The organism is Micromonospora sp. NPDC005707 (assembly GCF_040631005.1).
Lineage (GTDB): Bacteria > Actinomycetota > Actinomycetes > Mycobacteriales > Micromonosporaceae > Micromonospora.
In genome coordinates this window covers 1-18,460 of the sequence record NZ_JBEXYR010000005.1, presented here as the reverse complement: position 1 = coordinate 18,460, position 18,460 = coordinate 1, and the positions used below count along the sequence as shown (strand labels likewise).

Sequence of the window (18,460 nt, the reverse complement as noted above, 5' to 3'; positions counted from 1 at the left end):
GGATCCCCGGCTGATGGCCGGGCACGCGCCGGATGGCCCCGGCCTGCTGCGCAACTTCGTCGGCGGTTCCTTCACCGACGCCGGGCCGCGGTTCACCAAGCGCAGCCCCGTGACCGGCGAACCGGTCTTCGAGGTGGTCGAGGCCGGTGAGTCCGTGGTGGACGAGGCGGTGACCGCCGCCCGGGCGGCGCTGCGTGGCCCGTGGGGCCGGATGGGGGAGCGGGAGCGCGCCGAGGTGCTCCGCCGGGTCGCCGACGAGCTGGAGCGCCGCTTCGACGACCTGGTCGCCGCCGAGGTCGCCGACACCGGCAAGGCCATCTCCCAGGCCCGCACGCTGGACATCCCGCGCGGTGCGGCCAACTTCCGGGCGTTCGCCGAGATCGTGGCGACCGCGCCGACCGAGTCGTTCACCACGGTCACCCCGACGGGCGGCCGGGCGCTGAACTACGCGGTCCGCAAGCCGGTCGGCGTGGTCGCGATCATCGTGCCCTGGAACCTGCCGCTGCTGCTGCTCACCTGGAAGGTCGCCCCTGCCCTGGCCTGCGGCAACGCCGTGGTGGTCAAGCCCAGCGAGGAGACCCCGGCGTCGGCGACCCTGCTCGCCGAGGTGATGGCCGCGGCGGGCGTGCCCGAGGGCGTGTTTAACCTGGTGCACGGCTTCGGCCCCGGCTCGGCCGGCGAGCACCTCACCCGGCACCCGGGTGTCGACGCGATCACCTTCACCGGGGAGTCGGCCACCGGAAGCGCCATCATGCGGGCCGCCGCCGACGGGGTGAAGGCGGTCAGCTTCGAACTGGGCGGCAAGAACGCCGGCCTGGTCTTCGCCGACGCCGACCTGGACGCGGCGGTCGCCGGCTCGGTCCGGTCCAGCTTCACCAACGGCGGCCAGGTCTGCCTCTGCACCGAGCGGATCTACGTGCAGCGGCCGGTCTTCGAGGAGTTCACCGCCCGGCTGGCCAAGCGCGCCGACGAGCTGGCGTACGGCTGGCCGGCCGACGAGGCGACCGTGAACATGCCGCTGATCTCGCACGCCCACCGGGACAAGGTGCTCGGCCACTACGACCTGGCCCGCACCGAGGGCGCCGAGGTGCGCGCCGGGGGCGGGACGCCGCGCTTCGGCGACGCCCGTGACGGCGGCGCGTACGTGCAGCCGACCGTGCTCACCGGGCTGGGCCCGGACGCCCGCACCAACACCGAGGAGATCTTCGGCCCGGTGGTGCACGTCGCGCCGTTCGACGACGAGGACGAGGCGTACGCCCTGGCCAACGGCACCGACTACGGCCTGGCGGCGACGGTCTGGACCCGGGACGTGGGGCGGGCGCACCGGGCCGGGTCCCGACTGGACGCCGGCATCGTCTGGGTGAACACCTGGTTCCTGCGCGACCTGCGCACCCCGTTCGGCGGGGTGAAGGCCTCCGGCATCGGCCGGGAGGGCGGGGTCCACTCGCTCGACTTCTACTCCGAACTCACCAACGTCTGCGTGGACCTCTCATGAGTGCGCACTCGGGGCAGAATGGCTCGCGCCGTAAGCGTTCGCAGCGAGGAGCCGGGATGACCGTCGACATCGAAGCCGCCAACCGGGAGCTGGCCGTGGCCCGGCAGGAGGAGAAGCCGTGCCCGCCGCTGCGCGGGCGGCTGCTGCCGGAGGGCGACATCGAGGCGGCCTACCAGGTGCAGCAGGTCTACACCCGGCAGCGGCTCGGCAAGGGCCACCGCCGGGTCGGCGCGAAGATCGGCCTCACCTCGCGCGCCGTGCAGGAGAACTTCGGGGTCTTCCAGCCCGACTTCGGCGTGCTCTTCGACGACATGGCGGTCGGCGACGGCGTCGAGGTGCCGATGAGCCGGCTGCTCCAGCCCCGGGTGGAGGCCGAGATCGCCTTCGTGCTCGGCGCGGACCTGCCCGACGAGCGGGTCACCACCGTCGACCTCATCCGGGTCGTCGACCACGTGCTGCCGGCCATCGAGATCGTCGACTCCCGGATCGCCGGCTGGGACATCTCCATCGTGGACACGGTGGCGGACAACGCCTCCAGCGGGCTGTTCGTGCTCGGCACCGCGCCGCGCCGGCTGGCCGACGTGGACCTGCGGCTCTGCGGCATGGTGCTGGAGCACGCCGGCGAGCCGGTCTCGGTCGGCGCCGGGGCGGCCTGCCTCGGCAACCCGCTGCACGCGCTGGAGTGGCTGGCCGGCACCATGGCCCGCGCCGGCGACCCGCTGAAGGCCGGGGACGTGGTGCTGTCCGGGGCGCTGGGCCCGATGGTGCCCGTGACGCCCGGCGCCGCGTACGAGGCGCGCATCTCCGGGCTCGGCTCGGTGCGGACCTGTTTCTCCAAGGAGGCCTCATGACCGTCGGCGTGGCGGTGCTCGGGTCGGGCAACATCGGCACCGACCTGATGATCAAGGTGCTGCGGCTCAGCAGTGCTGCTGATGGGTCGCGACTGCGGGACTCCGCTTCGCTGCGTTCCTCGCGCTCCCAGGCGAGCCTGCGGATGGTGGCGATGGCGGGCATCGACCCGGCGTCCGACGGCCTCGCCCGGGCCCGCCGGCTCGGCGTGGCGACCACCGCCGAGGGCGTGGACGGCCTGGTCGCCATGCCGGAGTTCGCCGACGTCGAGCTGGTCTTCGACGCGACCTCGGCCGGCGCGCACCGGCACCACGACGCGGTGCTGCGCGCGCACGGCCGGACCGTGGTCGACCTGACGCCGGCCGCGATCGGCCCGTACGTGGTGCCGCCGGTCAACCTCGACGAGCACCTGCACGAGCCCAACGTGAACATGGTGACCTGCGGCGGGCAGGCCACCGTGCCGATCGTGCACGCGGTCGGCCGGGTCACCCCGGTCGCGTACGGGGAGATCGTCGCCTCGATCGCCTCGAAGTCGGCCGGGCCGGGCACCCGGGCCAACATCGACGAGTTCACCGAGACCACGGCCCGGGCCATCGAGGTGGTCGGCGGCGCCGAGCGCGGCAAGGCCATCATCGTGCTGAACCCGGCCGACCCGCCGCTGCTCATGCGGGACACCGTCTACTGCCTCTGCCCGGACGCCGACGCCGACCGGACCGCGATCGCCGCCTCGGTGGCCGACATGGTGAAGACCGTGCAGGAGTACGTCCCGGGCTACCGGCTCAAGCAGGACGTGCAGTTCGACCGGGTGGACACGTACGCGCCGGTGCTGGGCCGGCACTTCGCCGGGCTCCAGGTGTCGGTCTTCCTGGAGGTCTCCGGCGCCGGGCACTACCTGCCCGCGTACGCCGGGAACCTCGACATCATGACCTCGGCCGCGCTGCGCACCGCCGAGCGGCTGGTCACGCTCCGGAAGGCGGACGCGCGATGACCGACCTCTACATCCAGGACGTGACGCTGCGCGACGGCATGCACGCCATCGCGCACCGGTACACGGTGGACCAGGTGCGGACGATCGCCGCCGCGCTGGACGCGGCCGGGGTGGCCGCCATCGAGGTGGCGCACGGCGACGGCCTGGCCGGCTCCAGCGTCAACTACGGCCACGGCGCGGCCGGCGACGCCGACTGGATCGCCGCCGCCGCCGAGGTGCTGACCGGCGCGCGGCTCACCACCCTGCTGCTGCCCGGCATCGGCACCATCGCCGACCTGAAGGCGGCCAAGGCGCTCGGTGTGACCAGCGTGCGGATCGCCACCCACTGCACCGAGGCGGACATCTCCGCCCAGCACATCTCCTGGGCCCGCGAGAACGGCATGGACGTCTCCGGGTTCCTCATGATGTCGCACATGAACGACCCGGCCGGGCTGGCCGCCCAGGCCAAGCTCATGGAGTCGTACGGGGCGCACTGCGTCTACGTCACCGACTCCGGCGGGCGGCTGCTCATGTCCGACGTGGCCGCGCGGGTCGACGCCTACCGGCAGGTGCTCGACCCGGAGACGCAGATCGGCATCCACGCCCACCACAACCTGTCGCTCGGCGTGGCCAACAGCGTCCTCGCCGTCGAGCACGGCCGCATCCCCGGCCCCGGGCCGGCCGGCGCGGACGCCCCGCACGGCCGGACCGTCCGGGTGGACGCGTCGCTGGCCGGCATGGGCGCGGGCGCCGGCAACGCCCCGCTGGAGGTCTTCGTCGCGGTCGCCGAACTGCACGGCTGGAAGCACGGCTGCGACGTGTTCGCGCTGATGGACGCAGCCGACGACCTGGTCCGCCCGCTCCAGGACCGGCCCGTCCAGGTCGACCGGGAGACGCTCTCCCTCGGGTACGCGGGGGTCTACTCCAGCTTCCTCCGCCACGCCGAGCGGGCCTCCGCGAAGTACGGGGTGGACGTCCGATCGATCCTCGTCGAGCTGGGTCGGCGCCGCATGGTCGGCGGCCAGGAGGACATGATCGTGGACGTGGCACTCGACCTGGCCGGCAAGGGGGACGCGGCATGATCGGACCGGACATCGCGGGGATCGCCGAGAAGCTGGGCGCGGCCGCCGACACGGCCACCGCGATCCCGCAGCTCGCCGCCGAGACCGGCCTCGACGTGGACGCCGCGTACGCCGTGCAGGCCGCGCTGCTGCAGCGTCGCCTCGACCGGGGCGAGCGGCTCGTCGGGTTGAAGATGGGGCTGACCAGCAAGGCCAAGATGGCCCAGGTCGGCGTCGACGAGGTGATCTGGGGCCGGCTCACCGACAGCATGCGGGTGCCCGACGGCGGCACGGTCGACGTGGCCGGCTTCATTCACCCCCGGGTCGAGCCGGAGGTGGCGTTCCTGCTGGACCGCCTCCCCGAGCCGGGCGAGCCGGTCGGCGCGTTCACCCGGGCCGTCCGCGCCGTGGCGCCGGCCATCGAGCTGATCGACTCCCGGTACGCCAACTTCACCTTCTCCCTGCCGGACGTCGTGGCCGACAACACCTCGGCCGCCGCGTTCGTCGTCGGCCCCTGGTCGCCCGTGCCCGAGGGCCTGGACAACCTCGGCGTGCTGCTGGAGATCGACGGCCGGGTCGCCCAGGTCGGCTCGACCGCGGCGATCCTCGGCGACCCGCGCCGCGCCCTGGACGAGGGCATCCGCCTGGCCGGCCGGCACGGTGTCCGGCTGCGCAAGGGCTGGGTCTTCCTGGCCGGCGCGGCCACCGCCGCCGTGCCGCTGCGCCCCGGCGCGCACGTCCGCGCCGTCGTGGAGAAGCTCGGCACGGCGACGCTGAAGGCGGCCTCATGACGGCCCGGGTGGTGGCCGGGAAGGCCGTGCCGCGCGGCGCGTTCCCGCACGTCAAGGTCGCCGGCGGGTTCGTCTTCGTCTCGGGTACGTCGTCGCGCCGGCCGGACAACACCTTCGCCGGTGTGGCGGTGGACGAGTTCGGCACCACCGACCTCGACATCCGGGCGCAGACCCGGGCGGTGATCGAGAACATCCGGGACCTGCTCCAGTCGGCCGGCGCCGACCTGAGTGATCTGGTGCAGGTCACCAGCTACCTGGTCAACATGAACGACTTCGGTGGCTACAACGAGGTGTGGGCGGAGTTCTTCGACGTCACCGGGCCGACCCGGACCACGGTGGCCGTGCACCAGCTTCCGCACCCGCACCTGCTGATCGAGATGCAGGCCGTGGCCCTACTTCCGTCGGGAGGTCCGTCATGAGTGAGATCGCCGAGCCGTTCAGCTTCTCCGGCTGGATCGGGGAGAACCAGCACCTGCTCAAGCCGCCGGTGGGCAACAAGGAGATGCTGCCGGGCAGCGACGACTTCATCGTCATGGTGGTCGGCGGCCCGAACCAGCGGACCGACTTCCACGTCGACCCGTACGAGGAGTTCTTCTACCAGGTCAAGGGCAACATGCACATCAACCTCATGCTGCCCGAGGGCCCGCGTACGGTGCACGTGCGCGAGGGTCAGATGTGGATGCTGCCGCGCAACACCCCGCACTCGCCGCAGCGCCCCGAGGCCGGCTCGATCGGCATGGTGATCGAGCGGGTCCGCGAGGAGGGCACGCTGGAGAAGTTCCAGTGGTACTGCACCGAGTGCAGCCACAAGGTGCACGAGGTGGAGCTCCAGGTGCGCGACATCGCCGCCGACCTGCCGCCGGTCTTCGCGGCGTTCTACGCCGACGAGAAGGCCCGCACCTGCACCAACTGCGGCGCGCTGCACCCGGGCAAGGGCTGATGCGCCCACCCGTCGTCGACGTGCACACGCACGTCGTACCCAAGGGGTGGCCGGACCTCGCCGCGGCCTGCGGCGGGTCCGGCTGGCCCTGGCTGCGGGTGGACTCCGAGCGCGCCGCCATGATCATGGTGGGGGAGACGGAGTTCCGGCCGGTCGGCGCGGAGTGCTGGGACCCGGAGACACGGCTCGCCGACATGGCCGCCGACGGCGTCGACGTGCAGGTCGTCTCGCCCACCCCGGTGTTCTTCAGCTATGACCGCCCGGCCGACCAGGCCGTCAAGGTGGCCCGGATCTTCAACGACCTCACCCTGGCGGTCACCGCGGGCGGCGGGGACCGGCTGGTGCCGTTCTGCCAGGTGCCGTTGCAGGACCCGGACGCCGCCTGCGCCGAGCTGGACCGCTGCCTGGCCGCCGGGCACGCCGGGGTGGAGATCGGCAACCACGTGGGCGACCGCGACCTCGACGACGCCGGCATCGTGCAGTTCCTGACCCACTGCGCCGAGGTGGGCGCGCCGGTCTTCGTGCACCCGTGGGACATGCCGGGCGGACCCCGGCTGGACCGGTGGATGGCCCGCTGGCTGACCGGGATGCCGGCCGAGACGCACCTGTCGGTGCTGGCGCTGATCCTCGGCGGGGTCTTCGACCGGGTGCCCGAGACGCTGCGGATCTGCTTCGCGCACGGCGGCGGCAGCTTCCCGTTCTGGCTGGGCCGCGCGGACAACGCCTGGCACCGCCGCGGCGACCTGGTCCGCGGCGCGTCCAGCGCCCCGCCGAGCGCCTACGTCGACCGGTTCAGCGTCGACTCGGTGGTCTTCGAGCCGGCGGCGCTGCGGCTGCTCGTCGACACCATGGGCGAGGACCGGGTGCTCGTGGGCAGCGACTACCCGTACCCGCTGGGGGAGCGCCCGGTCGGGCAGGTGGTCCGCAAGGCGGACTTCCTCACCGATGCGCAGCGGGCCAAGCTCCTCGGCGACAACGCCCTCCATTTCCTCGGCAAGGTCAGTATATAGAGCTCGCCACGTCGTATATACTTGCTGGGTGAAGACTGTTATCGATCTTGATGATGAGCTGCTCGAACGAGCGCGACGGGAGCTCGGCACCAAGAGCAAGAAGGACACGATCCATGCGGCCCTGCGGCTGGTCGCAGAGCGAAGTGAGCGGATGGAGGCGATCCGGGAGCTCCTGTCGATCGACCGCGACTGGACGGGCATCGTCGACGACGACAAGACCCCCGACAGTGAGAAGGGCGCCGCGTGACGGTGCCTGCCGGCCTCTACCTGGTCGACACCTCGGCGTGGGCACGGCTGCGTCTGCCCGTGGTCGCGAAGCGGGTGACCGTGCTGCTTGAGGAGCGGCTGGCGGCGACATGTCTTCCGCTGGATCTCGAGGACGGGCGTAGCGCGCGCGATTTCCGCGACGCCATGACGATTCGCGCCCGTCGCGCTCAGGTCATGGTCGACCTGCCGATAACCCCCGCTGTCCCGACCCGCGCCAGGGACCTGCAGTTGGCGCTGACCGCGCGTGGCCATCATCGGGCCGTCAGTCCGGTCGACCTCACGGTTGCCGCAGTGGCCGCCGAGTACTCCGCGACCGTTCTGCACTACGACCGCGACTTCGACCTGTTGGCGGCGGTCGGTGGTCCTCGATCTGAATGGGTGGCGCCACCCGGAACCCTGTCCTGACCGCTTGGAGCGAGTCGTGCCCGACGGTCGTGTCGCCCGATTATCCGGCCGCCGACCGGGCAGGATGACGGCATGGCCGAGCCGCACGACCTGACCGCCCTGGAGCAGGCCGCCGCGATCCGCCGGGGTGAGCTGTCCAGCGTGGAGCTGGTCGAGCACCACCTGCGGCGGGTGGACGCGCTCGCCGACACCCTCGGCGCGTTCGTCACCGTCACCCCGGAACGCGCGCGGGCCGCCGCGGCCGCCGCCGACGCGGTGCCGGCCGACCGGCGCGGCCCGCTGCACGGGGTGCCGACCGCCATCAAGGACCTCACGCTCACCGCCGGAGTCCGCACCACCTTCGGCTCGGCGGCGTTCGCCGACTTCGTGCCGCCCGTCGACGCCGACGTGGTCCGGTTCATGGCCGCCGCCGGAATGGTCAGCCTCGGCAAGACCACCACCTCCGAGCTGGGCTGCTCGCTCTACTCCGAGGGCCTCGTCGCGCCGCCGGCCCGCAACCCGTGGGGCCTCGCCAACACCGCGGGCGGGTCCAGCGGCGGGGCGGCGGCCGCCGTGGCCGGCGGCCTGGTGCCCGTGGCGCAGGGCTCCGACGGTGGCGGCTCGCTGCGCATCCCGGCGGCACTCTGCGGTCTGGTCGGCTACAAGCCCAGCCGGGGCCTGGTCTCCGGCGGCCCGGTCGGCTTCGGCGCGTTCGGGCTGCCCATCAGCGGCCCGCTCGGCCGGACCGTGACCGACGCGGCCGCGCTGCTGGACGTCCTGGCGCAACCGGTGCCCGGTGAGCCCTACCTGCCGCCGGCCGCGCCCACCGGCGGCTACCTGGGCGCCGCCCGGGCCGCCGCGCCGGGCCGGCTGCGGATCGGCCGGTTCACCGCACCGATGCTCGCCGACGAGCCGGTCCACCCCGACTGCGTGGCCGCCGTCGACCGGGCCGCCGCGCTGCTCACCGAGGCCGGCCACGAGGTGGTCGACGTCCCCGCGCCGCTCGGCCCCGAGGCGTGGCCGCTCTTCGAGACCGTCTGGTACGTGCTGGCGCTCGCCCCGGTGCCGACCGAACGGGAGAGCGACCTGCTGCCGCTGACCCGCTTCCTCCGGGCCCGGGGCACGGCCGTCGGGGCCGGCCCGCTGATGACCGCGCTCGGCGAACTCCAGGCCCAGGTACGCCGTGGCGTGCGCCGTACCGCCGGCTGCGACCTGCTGCTCTGCCCGACCCTGGCCGCGCCGCAGGCACCGGTCGGGGCGTTCGCGAGCCTCGATCCGGCCGAGGATTTCGACCGGCAGCGGCGGTTTTCGCCGTACTGCGCCATCTTCAACGTCACCGGCGACCCGTCCGTTTCGCTGCCGGTGGGCCGCACCGGCGACGGGATGCCGGTCGGCGTGCTGCTCACCGGCCGGTACGGCGACGACGCGACATTGATAGGCACTGCCGCGCAAGTGGAGCACGGCTGTGGCGGGTGGGATCAGCACCCCGCAATCTGGCGGGCCGTCGACTCCGCTAACGTGAACAGCACAAGCGGAGTCGGGCGCGCGTCGTCATGACCGTCCACCCGACCCGGAACATTCCTGGTCTCTCTTTCCGCCTGGGGGCGTTGGGATTGTCTGTTACCGAGACGTTGCTGGTCTTCGTCGGCATCCCGGCGGCCGCCGTGCTGGTGATCGCCGGACTGGCGGCCGCCGGCAGTCGCGGCGGCGGCGGTGGCGGCGCGAAGCGCTACCGGCCGGGCCGGCCCTTCGACTTCACTCCGGTCTGGTTCCTGGGCCGTCCGGAGCAGCTGGCCGACTCGGCCGGCACCGCACTGGCCGCCGGCGCGCAGGCGCCGGCGCTGACCAGCCGCAAGCAGGAGCAGGCCGGCCGGGAGGCACCGGCCGGTGGAACCGGAGGCGCAAGTGACCGTTGGTGAGAAGCAGGCCGCGACGGGGACCGGTAACCCGCCGGAGGTCCTGGACGGGCCGTTCTCGACCCGTCAGCTGCTCCGCATCGACGAGGCGCTCCGCCTGGCCGACCAGGGCACCGGCCTGGTGTTCTCGGTCTACGTGGGCGGCCTCGACGAGCCGATCCGGGAGCACGCCGGGCGGCTGCACCGCCAGCTCGCCGAGCCGGACAAGTCGGTGCTGATCGCCGTGTCGCCCAACCAGCGGCAGCTCGAGATCGTCACCGGCCGCTACGCGCGCAAGCGCATCCCGGACACGTACGCCAAGCTGGCCGCGCTCTCCATGGTGGCCTCGTTCGGCGGCGGCGACCTGGCCGGCGGCATCATCCAGGGCCTCGACCAGCTCGCCAGCCACGCCGGCAAGGGCTGAGCCCTCCCGCACACGACGAAGCCCGGCCCGCGTCTCGCGGGCCGGGCTTTCCCGTCGGTGCCGTCAGCCTGTCCAGACGACAACGGCCGGGGCCGGCGCGGGTTCCCACCCGCGCCGGCCCCGGCCGCGTGCTCCTCGGTCAGGCGGTCCGGGCGTCCCGGGCGCGGGCCTTGAGGGCCCGGGCCACGCCGTCGCGGCCCTCGGCCACCAGCCGGCGCAGCGGCGCCGGCTGCCCCTCCTGGGTCAGCCACTCGTCGGTGGCGGTCACCGTGTCGTCCTCGACCAGGTACGCCGGGTAGGCGAGCTGGACGAACTCCTGCGCCGGCTCACTGTCCCGCTGCGCCCACACCTGCGCCACCGCGGCGAAGTACTTCTCCCGGTAGGGCGCGGTGAGCTCCACCTGCGCCGGGTGGGTGAAGCCCTGCAGCAGCGCCCGGTTGCGCCAGTTCGGCAGTGCCTCCGGGCCGGTGAGCTGTGCCCACACCGCGGCCTTGTTCTCGGCGGTCGGCACGAGCGCGTGCGCGTACGCGGCCTCCCGCTCGCCGCTGGCGGTGCGGTCGCGGGCCAGCTCGGCCTCCACCTCGGCGGCCCCGGCCGCGCCGTTGGCCACCAGCGACTGCAGGACGGTCCAGCGCAGCTCGGTGTCCACGGTCAGCCCGGCCGGCACCTCGCCGCCCTCCAGCCAGCCGCGCAGTGTGGCCAGGTCCTCGCCGGAGCGGGCCGCGGAGGCGTACGCCCGGGCCCAGGCGAGCTGGAAGCCGCTGCCCTCCTCGGCCGCGGCGAGCGCCGTGCGGGCGGCGCGGGCCAGGTCGGCCCAGCCGGTCGGCGCCCAGGCCGGGTCGGCGTAGAAGGTGAGCGTGGTGGTGGCCTGGCGCAGGGTGGCGGTGACCAGGTTGATGTCGGTCTCCGCCGGCAGCCCGGCCAGCACCAGCGCCACGTAGTCGCGGGCCGACAGCTCGGCGTCGCGGGTCATGTCCCAGGCGGCGGTCCAGCACAGCGCCCGGGCCAGCGACGACTCGAACCCGGCGATGTGCTGCACCACGGTCGCCATCGACCGCTCGTCCAGCCGCAGCTTGGTGTAGGTCAGGTCGTCGTCGTTGAGCAGCAGCACGTCGGCGGCCGGCTTGCCGTGCAGCACGGACAGCTCGGTCAGCTCGCCGGTCACGTCGACCTCGACCCGCTCCCGCCGGAGCAGCCGCCCGCCGGTCAGGTCGTAGAGGCCCACCCCGATCCGGTGGGTCCGCAGCGTCGGGTGCCCGGCCGGGGCCTCCTGCCGCGCCAGCACCTGCTCGTACGCGCCGTCGGCGCCGATGACCACCTCGGGGCGCAGCGTGTTGACCTGCGCGGTCTCCAGCCACTGGGCGGCGAACTTGCGCAGCTCCCGGCCGGAGGCCGTCTCCAGCTCGGACAGCAGGTCGTCGAAGGTGGCGTTGCCCCAGGCGTGCTTGCCGAAGTAGGCCCGCAGGCCGGCCAGGAACGGCTCCTCGCCCACGTACGCGACGAGCTGCTTGAGCACGCTGGCGCCCTTGGCGTAGGTGATGCCGTCGAAGTTGACCTCGACCGCCTCCAGGTCCGGCATCTCGCAGTAGACCGGGTGGGTGGAGGAGAGCTGGTCCTGCCGGTAACCCCAGTTCTTCCGGATGGACAGGAAGGTCGTCCACGCGTCGGAGAAGCGGGTGGCGTGGGTGTTGCACCAGTGGCTGGCCCACTCGGCGAACGACTCGTTCAACCACAGGTCGTTCCACCAGCGCATGGTGACCAGGTCACCGAACCACATGTGCGCCAGCTCGTGCAGGATCGTGTTGGCCCGCTGCTCGTACTCGAAGTCGGTGACCTGCGAGCGGAAGATGTAGTGCGACTCGGCGTGCGTCACGCAGCCGAAGTTCTCCATGGCGCCGGCGTTGAAGTCCGGCACCCAGAGCTGGTCGTACTTGGGCAGCGGGTAGCGCACCTGGAACTTCTCGTGGAAGAAGTCGAAGCCCTGCTTGGTGATGAGGAACAGGTCGTCCGCGTCCATGTACTGCGCCATCGAGGCCCGGCAGTAGACACCCAGGTCGATGCCGTCGTGGCTGTCGCGCACCTCGTGGTACGGGCCGGCGCAGAGCGCGGTGATGTAGGTGCTCATCCGCGCCGACTCGACGAAGTGGACGGTCTTGAGCGCCTCGCCGGCCGGCTCCTCGCGCTCCACCGGCATGTTGGACACCACCCGCCAGTGCTCCGGGACGGTGGCGTGCCAGGTGTAGACGCTCTTCAGGTCGGGCTGGTCGAAGCAGGCGAACACCTTCTGCGCGTCGGCCGTCTCGAACTGGCTGTAGAGGTAGGTCTCGCCGTCGACCGGGTCGACCGTGCGGTGCAGGCCCTGCCCGCTGTTGGAGTAACCGAAGTCGGCGTCGACCACGAGGACGTTCTCGGCGGCCAGACCGGTGAGGGTGAGGCCCTTCTCGGCCGACCAGCCGGACAGGTCGACCGGCGTGCCGTTCAGCGTCGCCGACCGCACCGACTCGGCGGCCGTCTCGATGAAGGTGCTCGCCCCCGGCTCGGCACAGCGGAACCGGACCTCGGTCACCGACCGGAACGTGCGGCCGTCGGCCTGCACCGCGGTCGACAGGTCAAGCTTGATGTCGTACCCGGTGACGTCGAGCAGGCGGGCCCGCTCGGTGGCCTCGACCTGGGTCAGGTTGCGCACTCCCGGCACTGTTCGTCTCCATCCCACTCGTCTCGCCGCGCCCCGCGGCACCGGCCTCCCGGCCCGCTCGTGACGGCCGTCCGAAACCGAGTCTTCCATGCACGGTCACCCTTCGGTGGCCGAGGTCACGCTCTCATTCCGGTACCGGTCGATGCCGCATGGGGTGAGGATCGGAGGGGAAGGCGCCGGAGCTCCGGCGCGTGAAGTCGTGAAGGGATGACACCGTGACCGAACGTGTCGCCGTGGACATGTGGTTCGACCCGCTGTGCCCGTGGGCGTGGATCACCTCCCGCTGGCTGCTGGAGGTCGAGCAGGTCCGGGACGTGGAGATCCGGTTCCACGTGATGAGCCTGTCCGTGCTCAACGAGGGCCGGGACCTGCCGGAGCAGTACCAGGATCTGATGAAGAAGGGCTGGGGCCCGGTGCGGGTCTGCATCGCCGTCGAGCAGGCGCACGGCGGGGAGACGCTGGGCAAGCTCTACACCGCGATGGGCACCCGGATCCACCTCGGCAAGGAGGAGTTGGGCCGGGAGATGCTGGCCGGTGCTCTCACCGACGTCGGCCTGGACCCGGCGCTCGCCGACGTCGCCGAGTCGACGGAGTACGACGAGGCGCTGCGGGCCAGCCACGAGGCGGGCATGCGGCCGGTCGGCACCGACGTGGGCACCCCGGTGATCCACGCCCCGGGCCCGGACGGCCGCCAGGTCGCCTTCTTCGGCCCGGTGATCACCCCGGCGCCGAAGGGCGAGGCGGCCGGCCGGCTCTGGGACGGCGTCCTGCTGGTGGCCGGCACGCCCGGCTTCTACGAGCTCAAGCGCACCCGTGAGGTCGGCCCGGTCTTCGACTGAGCCGCGCCGGACGAGCCCCGCGCCGCCCCGTCACCGGGCCGGTGCGGGGCTCGTTTCACCGGGTGTCCCAGCCGGCGGCCCGCCCGGGGCCGCAGCCCGGCAGCTCCTGGAGGCGTTCCCATGGGTAAGCACCGCCACCTGTCCGACGAGGCGCCGGAGCCGGCGACCGGGGACTCCGGTGCGACGTACTGGTCGGTGGCCGAGGGCGACTGGCCGGCGGTCCCGGCCGAGATGGCCGACCTGCTGGCCCCGCCCATCGTGGTCGGCGTCGCCCGGGTGGTGGCGACCTCGCGGATGACCCCGCCCGCCGACGCCGGCCTGCCCGCGCGGGCACCCGGCGCGGTCCGCACCGGCGCCGCGGCCGGCCGCCCGGCCCCGGCCGGGACGACGACGGTCCGACTCACCACGTCCGGCGGCGGCGCCCGCCCGGCCGCCCCGACGCCGGGCCGCCGACCGGCCCCCGGCCGGCACCGCAACGGCTGACCGGGTCGCCTTTCATCTGGTGGACGGCGTGCGGGTCCGGCACCAGCGGTCCCGACGGCGCGGGTAGCGTCAGCGGGCATGACGGTCGTGCATCCGATCGCCCGGGCCTGGATCACCACTGGCGGCACCGGCGCGCAGAACTACGACGAGTTCGCCGACGACGCGGAGATCACCGCCATCGTCGAGGCGAATCCGCACAGTGCCCTGGGCATCGAGATGCCTCACCGGGCGCCGGGGAGCCTCGGGAAGTCCTTCCTCGACGCGCTCCCCGACGCGGTGGCCCGCCTCGCCGAGGCCAAGGCGGACGGCAGCTACACCCCCGCCGAGCAGGTCGTGGTCCTCTACCGGATCAGCGCGCCGGGCGAGGAGAACGCGTACGGGCTGTTCGCCATGGTCGACACCGACCAGATCTCCACCCGCGCCGACGAGCCCGGCCTGGTGATCCGCAACGAGGACGTGTTCATCGCCAAGGTGCGGGAGCGGGTCGCCCTGGCCGAGACGCTGGGTCACCTGCTCTCGCCCGTACTCCTGCTCCAGACCGGGCGCGGCGACGAGCTGCACGCGGCGCTCGCGGCGGCGACCGAGTCGGCCGGCGCCCCCGCCGCCACCGACGTGGACCAGGCCGGCCGCACCCACGCCATCTGGCTGCTCGGCCCGGGTTCGGCGCAGGACGAGCTGACCGCCCTGGCGGGCGGCGGCGAGCTGGTGGTCGCCGACGGCAACCACCGCAGCCTGGCCGCGCAGACCGGCGGCTTTCCGCGCTTCCTGTCGGTGATCACCACGCCGGCCTCGGTCGCCATCCAGCCCTACAACCGGCTGGTCAGCGAGTTGACCACCACCCCGGACGAACTGCTCGACCGGCTCCGCGCCGCAGGCGCGGAGATCACCCCGGTCGCCGGCCCGGCCGGTGTCCCGGCGACCGGCGGCGCCGTGCACCTCCACCTCGCCGGCCAGGGGTACGCGGTGCGCCTGCCGCACGTCGGTGGCGGCCGGCTGGAGAACCTCGACCACGCCCTGGTCGAGCGGCTGCTGCTGCGCGACGCGCTCGGCCTCGACCCGGGCGACAAGCGGATCACCTACGTGGGCGGCGACTACCCGGCGAGCTGGCTCACCGGCGAGGTCGACGCGGGGCGGGCCGAGCTGGCCGTCCTCGTGGCGCCGGTGACCGTGGACGACTTCGTCGCGGTCAACCTGGCCCGGGAGAAGATGCCGCGCAAGAGCACCTGGTTCACCCCGAAGGCGCGGGCCGGCCTGGTCGTCGCCGAACTGCCCCGCTGACCGTGTGACGAATCCGCCTCCGTGCCGCCGCCCGCGCGCCGGCACGGGGGCGGGCCTGTCAGACTGCGCGGTATGCGCGTCTACCTGGGATCCGATCACGCGGGCTTCGAGCTGAAGGTGCACCTCGCCAACCACCTGGCCAAGCAGGGGTACGAGGTGGTCGACGTGGGCCCGCACGCCTTCGACCCGGACGACGACTACCCGGCGTTCTGCCTGCACACCGGGGACCGCGTGGTCGGCGACCCGGGCAGCCTCGGCGTGGTGATCGGCGGGTCCGGCAACGGCGAGCAGATCGCCGCCAACAAGATCGCCGGAGTCCGGGCGGCGCTCGCCTGGAACATCGACACCGCCCAGCTGGCCCGCGAGCACAACGACGCCAACATCATCGCGGTCGGCGCCCGGCAGCACACCCTCGACGAGGCCACCGCCCTGGTGGAGGCGTTCCTGACCACCGCGTTCTCCGGCAACCCGCGGCACGCCCGCCGGATCGCCCAGGTCGCCGACTACGAGCAGAGCCGCGAGCTCCCCGACCTGCCCGCCTGACGCGCCGCCGACGGGTGCGGCCGTCGGGTCGCGCCCGTCACCGCCCGGTGCGGGGCAGCTCCTCGCGGGGCACCCAGTTGCGGCGGACGATGACCACCCGGGCCTCGGCCTCGGCCAGGTCCTCGTCGGTCGGCCGGGCGGCGTCCCGCGCCCGCAGCGCGGCGGTCACGCTCACCTGCGAGGAACCCGAGCCGACCAGGCCGCGCAGCCCTCGCTCGCCCTCCTCGGCGGGCGGGCCCGCCCGCCGGCCCCGATGCTCCGACGACTCCAGCTCGGCGCGTCTGGCGCCGCGCGGCGACCTGGAGCCGTCGTCCGACGATGTCTCCGGCTCGGGGCGTCTGGCGCCGCGTGGCGACCGGGGGGCGTCGTCGTCGTGCACGGCTGCCGTGCTCGCGCTCGCGTCCTCGCGCTCCGGTGTCCCGGTGTCGCCGTGGTGCCGCAGCCGCCGCCGGCGCCGATCCGCATCCCCCATCAGCCGACCGTACCGCCCGGGGGGTCACGCTTCGACCCGAGATGTTGGCGAGCTGCCGTCCGGAGCTGACGGCAGGTCGCCGAGATCCGGGGCGGTCGGTCAGAAGACCTCCATGGGAGCGGGGGCCCGGTGCCAGCCGAGCGCCGGTGCCGTCGCCGCCGCCGTGCCCGGGACCAGCTCCCGCACCCGCCCGGCGGCGGTGAGCGCGGCCAGGCCGGCCCCACCCAGGTAGAGCTCGCCGAGGGCGCGGACGTCGCAGGCCAGCGCGGCCGGCGCCGAGGTGGCCGTGCACTCCGCCCCGGACGGGCCGCCGACCAGCCGCCACCGGCCGCTGTTCTCCGGCAGCAGGTCGTCGGTGACCTCGACCACGACGTCGACATCGGTGGCGTACCGCCGGGCGGCCAACGCGGCCGGCACGTCCACGACGCGGACCCAGAGGGCGTCGGCGAGCCGGGCGTTGAGCTGCCGCGGCTCGTCCACCAGCCGGAACAGCGGCTCGTCCACGGCGGCGATCGAGAAGGACACCCGGCGGGTCAGGTCGATCGAGAGCAGCAGCCGCCACAGCGCCAGGTACGCCTCCGGCCGGGCGGCCACCACCTCGCCCACCTGGACCTCGGCGCGCGGCCCGGTGTCGGCCCACTCCTCCTTCGTCCGGTAGAGGGCGTACCCGTCGAGGCCGTCCGGCCCCTCGTGCAGCAGCACCCGGCGCTCGGTGGCGCCGCCCCGCAGCCCCTTCACGTCGGCCAGCACGTACGCCCACCAGCGCTCGTCCCGGCGCGACCAGCCGGGGCGGTCGGCGCGCACCCGCTCGTACAGCCGGGCCAGCTCGGCCCGGTGCGGCGCCGGGCGGTCCAGGCGGAGGGTGCCCTCGGCGGGCGTCGGGTCCGGCAGGCGCAGCCCGGGGGTGTCGCCGGCCAGGACGAGCCGCTGCGCGGCCAGGCCGTAGCCGAACCGGGGATAGATCCGGCCCTCGCTGGCCCACAGGACGGCGAGCGGCTCGCGGCCGGCGTCGTGGATCTCGCGGAGCTGCCGGCGCATCAGGCCGGTGAGGAGCCCTCGCCGGCGGTGTGTCGGGGCGACCGAGACCATGGTCACGTGCGCGGCCGGCACGCTGGCCCCGGGCACGGCCAGCTCGCGGCTGAACGCGCCGGCATGCGCCACGGCGGTCCCGCCGTCACGGACCAGCAGCGACCGGTCCGGTTCGAAGACGACGCGCTCGACCTCCCGCAGTTCGGGGTCGAGATCGCCGTGGAAGGCCAGCGTCAGCAGTGCGGAGATCTCGTCGAAGTCCTCGGCCCGGGGGACCAGCGCGTCGGTCATCCGGTGTGTGTAACCCATCACCGTCGTGGTCGGCACCCGATTTGCCGGCTCGCTACCCTCGGAACCGTGGCCGGCGTCGGTCGAGGGGGAGGACACGAGATGGCGGACGAGACACAGCCGTGGGCCGAGCGGACGGTCGAGGTGCCGCCGCAGCCCGCCGTGGTGCCCTCGCAGCGGGACGCGTTCCGGCGCGGGGTGGCGGCGGTCGGCCAGTCGCGTACGCCCCGGACCGAGCCGTTCCCCACGGTCGACGCGGGCGACTGGACCGCCGAGTCGGCCCCCCGCCGGCCGGTGGGCTGGCATGTCGCCCAGCTCCGCAAGGGCGGGGAGTGGAGCGCGGCCGGCGGGCTGTTCGCCTTCGTCTGCTGGGGCATCTGGGCGATCTCCGGCCGGGGCGATCTGACCGCCCCGCTGCTCACCTTCGTGCTCAGCCTGCTCACCGCGGCCGGCCTGTTCGCTCTGGCCCGCCTGCTCGGCCGGCTGGTCCTGGAGCGGCAGCTCGGCCGGGTGCGGCGCAGCGCGCGCGGTGCGCACCTGGTGACCGCACTCTTCCTGGTGGGCGTCGGGGTGGCCTACCTCCAGCAGACCGAATGGGTGGTCTCGGCCTGGAACTGGGTGACCGGCAACTGAACCACCGTGGCCGCGGGCGGGGCGGGCCCCCCCCCCCCCCCGCGCCCCCCGCCCCCGCCCCCCCCCCCCCCCCGGCGCACACCACCCCCCCCGCCCGCCCCATAACCCGCCCGCCGC

General features: G+C 73.8%; 21 protein-coding genes. 18 read left to right on the top strand and 3 right to left on the bottom strand.

The features are described 5' to 3' along the window. The first annotated feature begins 13 nt into the window (after nucleotides 1-13). From ABZ452_RS10560 to ABZ452_RS10500, 13 genes are all read left to right on the top strand, one after another. Entirely contained in the window at nucleotides 14-1,495 is a 1,482-nt protein-coding gene (locus ABZ452_RS10560) for a 2-hydroxymuconic semialdehyde dehydrogenase (protein ID WP_357941957.1), read from the top strand. A gap of 56 nt (nucleotides 1,496-1,551) precedes the next feature. After that, nucleotides 1,552-2,346: a fumarylacetoacetate hydrolase family protein gene (locus tag ABZ452_RS10555; RefSeq protein WP_357941129.1), complete on the top strand. Its 795-nt coding sequence runs from the start codon at nucleotides 1,552-1,554 to the stop codon at nucleotides 2,344-2,346. Then, complete coding sequence (locus ABZ452_RS10550) at nucleotides 2,343-3,332, top strand: acetaldehyde dehydrogenase (acetylating) (RefSeq protein ID WP_357941127.1); 990 nt, start codon at nucleotides 2,343-2,345, stop codon at nucleotides 3,330-3,332. Before ABZ452_RS10555 ends, ABZ452_RS10550 begins: the two co-directional genes overlap by 4 nt. Then, entirely contained in the window at nucleotides 3,329-4,393 is a 1,065-nt protein-coding gene (dmpG, locus tag ABZ452_RS10545; protein ID WP_357941125.1) for a 4-hydroxy-2-oxovalerate aldolase, read from the top strand. The genes ABZ452_RS10550 and dmpG overlap by 4 nt, the downstream gene beginning before the upstream one ends. Beyond that, nucleotides 4,390-5,163 (top strand): fumarylacetoacetate hydrolase family protein, encoded by a 774-nt coding sequence (locus tag ABZ452_RS10540; RefSeq protein WP_357941123.1) that lies wholly within the window; start codon nucleotides 4,390-4,392, stop codon nucleotides 5,161-5,163. The genes dmpG and ABZ452_RS10540 overlap by 4 nt, the downstream gene beginning before the upstream one ends. Further along, nucleotides 5,160-5,582 carry a RidA family protein gene (locus ABZ452_RS10535; RefSeq protein WP_357941121.1) on the top strand — a complete coding sequence of 141 codons (423 nt, stop codon included), beginning with the start codon at nucleotides 5,160-5,162 and terminating at the stop codon, nucleotides 5,580-5,582. The genes ABZ452_RS10540 and ABZ452_RS10535 overlap by 4 nt, the downstream gene beginning before the upstream one ends. Further along, nucleotides 5,579-6,103: a 3-hydroxyanthranilate 3,4-dioxygenase gene (locus ABZ452_RS10530; RefSeq protein WP_262284602.1), complete on the top strand. Its 525-nt coding sequence runs from the start codon at nucleotides 5,579-5,581 to the stop codon at nucleotides 6,101-6,103. The genes ABZ452_RS10535 and ABZ452_RS10530 overlap by 4 nt, the downstream gene beginning before the upstream one ends. Further along, nucleotides 6,103-7,113: an amidohydrolase family protein gene (locus ABZ452_RS10525; protein WP_357941118.1), complete on the top strand. Its 1,011-nt coding sequence runs from the start codon at nucleotides 6,103-6,105 to the stop codon at nucleotides 7,111-7,113. The genes ABZ452_RS10530 and ABZ452_RS10525 overlap by 1 nt, the downstream gene beginning before the upstream one ends. 28 nt (nucleotides 7,114-7,141) lie before the next feature. Next, nucleotides 7,142-7,360, top strand: coding sequence for a type II toxin-antitoxin system VapB family antitoxin (locus ABZ452_RS10520; RefSeq protein WP_357941116.1), 219 nt, complete (start codon nucleotides 7,142-7,144; stop codon nucleotides 7,358-7,360). Next, complete coding sequence (locus tag ABZ452_RS10515; RefSeq protein ID WP_357941114.1) at nucleotides 7,357-7,785, top strand: PIN domain-containing protein; 429 nt, start codon at nucleotides 7,357-7,359, stop codon at nucleotides 7,783-7,785. Before ABZ452_RS10520 ends, ABZ452_RS10515 begins: the two co-directional genes overlap by 4 nt. Nucleotides 7,786-7,857: 72 nt before the next feature. Then, a complete protein-coding gene (locus tag ABZ452_RS10510; protein WP_357941112.1) occupies nucleotides 7,858-9,321 on the top strand; it encodes an amidase in 1,464 nt (487 codons plus the stop codon). A 74-nt stretch (nucleotides 9,322-9,395) separates the two neighbouring features. Next, on the top strand, nucleotides 9,396-9,683 hold the full coding sequence (locus tag ABZ452_RS10505) for a hypothetical protein (RefSeq protein ID WP_107076375.1): 288 nt from the start codon (nucleotides 9,396-9,398) through the stop codon (nucleotides 9,681-9,683). Next, nucleotides 9,670-10,083 carry a DUF5130 family protein gene (locus tag ABZ452_RS10500; RefSeq protein WP_357941110.1) on the top strand — a complete coding sequence of 138 codons (414 nt, stop codon included), beginning with the start codon at nucleotides 9,670-9,672 and terminating at the stop codon, nucleotides 10,081-10,083. The genes ABZ452_RS10505 and ABZ452_RS10500 overlap by 14 nt, the downstream gene beginning before the upstream one ends. Nucleotides 10,084-10,222: 139 nt before the next feature. Here ABZ452_RS10500 and pepN read toward each other — a convergent pair whose 3' ends face one another. Further along, on the bottom strand, nucleotides 10,223-12,769 hold the full coding sequence (gene pepN, locus ABZ452_RS10495) for an aminopeptidase N (RefSeq protein WP_357941108.1): 2,547 nt from the start codon (nucleotides 12,767-12,769) through the stop codon (nucleotides 10,223-10,225). Between the two features lie 224 nt (nucleotides 12,770-12,993). On the opposite strand from pepN, the gene ABZ452_RS10490 reads away from it, so the two are divergent. The 4 genes from ABZ452_RS10490 (at nucleotide 12,994) to ABZ452_RS10475 (ending at nucleotide 15,921) form a co-directional block, all read left to right on the top strand. Continuing rightward, on the top strand, nucleotides 12,994-13,617 hold the full coding sequence (locus ABZ452_RS10490; RefSeq protein WP_357941106.1) for a disulfide bond formation protein DsbA: 624 nt from the start codon (nucleotides 12,994-12,996) through the stop codon (nucleotides 13,615-13,617). A gap of 120 nt (nucleotides 13,618-13,737) precedes the next feature. Continuing rightward, entirely contained in the window at nucleotides 13,738-14,100 is a 363-nt protein-coding gene (locus ABZ452_RS10485; RefSeq protein WP_357941104.1) for a hypothetical protein, read from the top strand. Between the two features lie 78 nt (nucleotides 14,101-14,178). Next, complete coding sequence (locus ABZ452_RS10480) at nucleotides 14,179-15,378, top strand: DUF1015 family protein (protein ID WP_357941102.1); 1,200 nt, start codon at nucleotides 14,179-14,181, stop codon at nucleotides 15,376-15,378. A gap of 72 nt (nucleotides 15,379-15,450) precedes the next feature. After that, a complete protein-coding gene (locus tag ABZ452_RS10475; protein ID WP_357941100.1) occupies nucleotides 15,451-15,921 on the top strand; it encodes a ribose-5-phosphate isomerase in 471 nt (156 codons plus the stop codon). Nucleotides 15,922-15,958: 37 nt separating this feature from the next. Here the strand turns inward: ABZ452_RS10475 and ABZ452_RS10470 are convergent, their stop codons facing one another. Continuing rightward, nucleotides 15,959-16,393 (bottom strand): hypothetical protein, encoded by a 435-nt coding sequence (locus ABZ452_RS10470; protein WP_357941098.1) that lies wholly within the window; start codon nucleotides 16,391-16,393, stop codon nucleotides 15,959-15,961. 99 nt (nucleotides 16,394-16,492) lie between these two features. Continuing rightward, entirely contained in the window at nucleotides 16,493-17,713 is a 1,221-nt protein-coding gene (locus tag ABZ452_RS10465; RefSeq protein WP_357941095.1) for a GNAT family N-acetyltransferase, read from the bottom strand. Between the two features lie 99 nt (nucleotides 17,714-17,812). Between ABZ452_RS10465 and ABZ452_RS10460 the strand changes: the two genes are divergently transcribed. Continuing rightward, complete coding sequence (locus tag ABZ452_RS10460; RefSeq protein ID WP_357941093.1) at nucleotides 17,813-18,343, top strand: hypothetical protein; 531 nt, start codon at nucleotides 17,813-17,815, stop codon at nucleotides 18,341-18,343. Nucleotides 18,344-18,460: the final 117 nt, after the last annotated feature.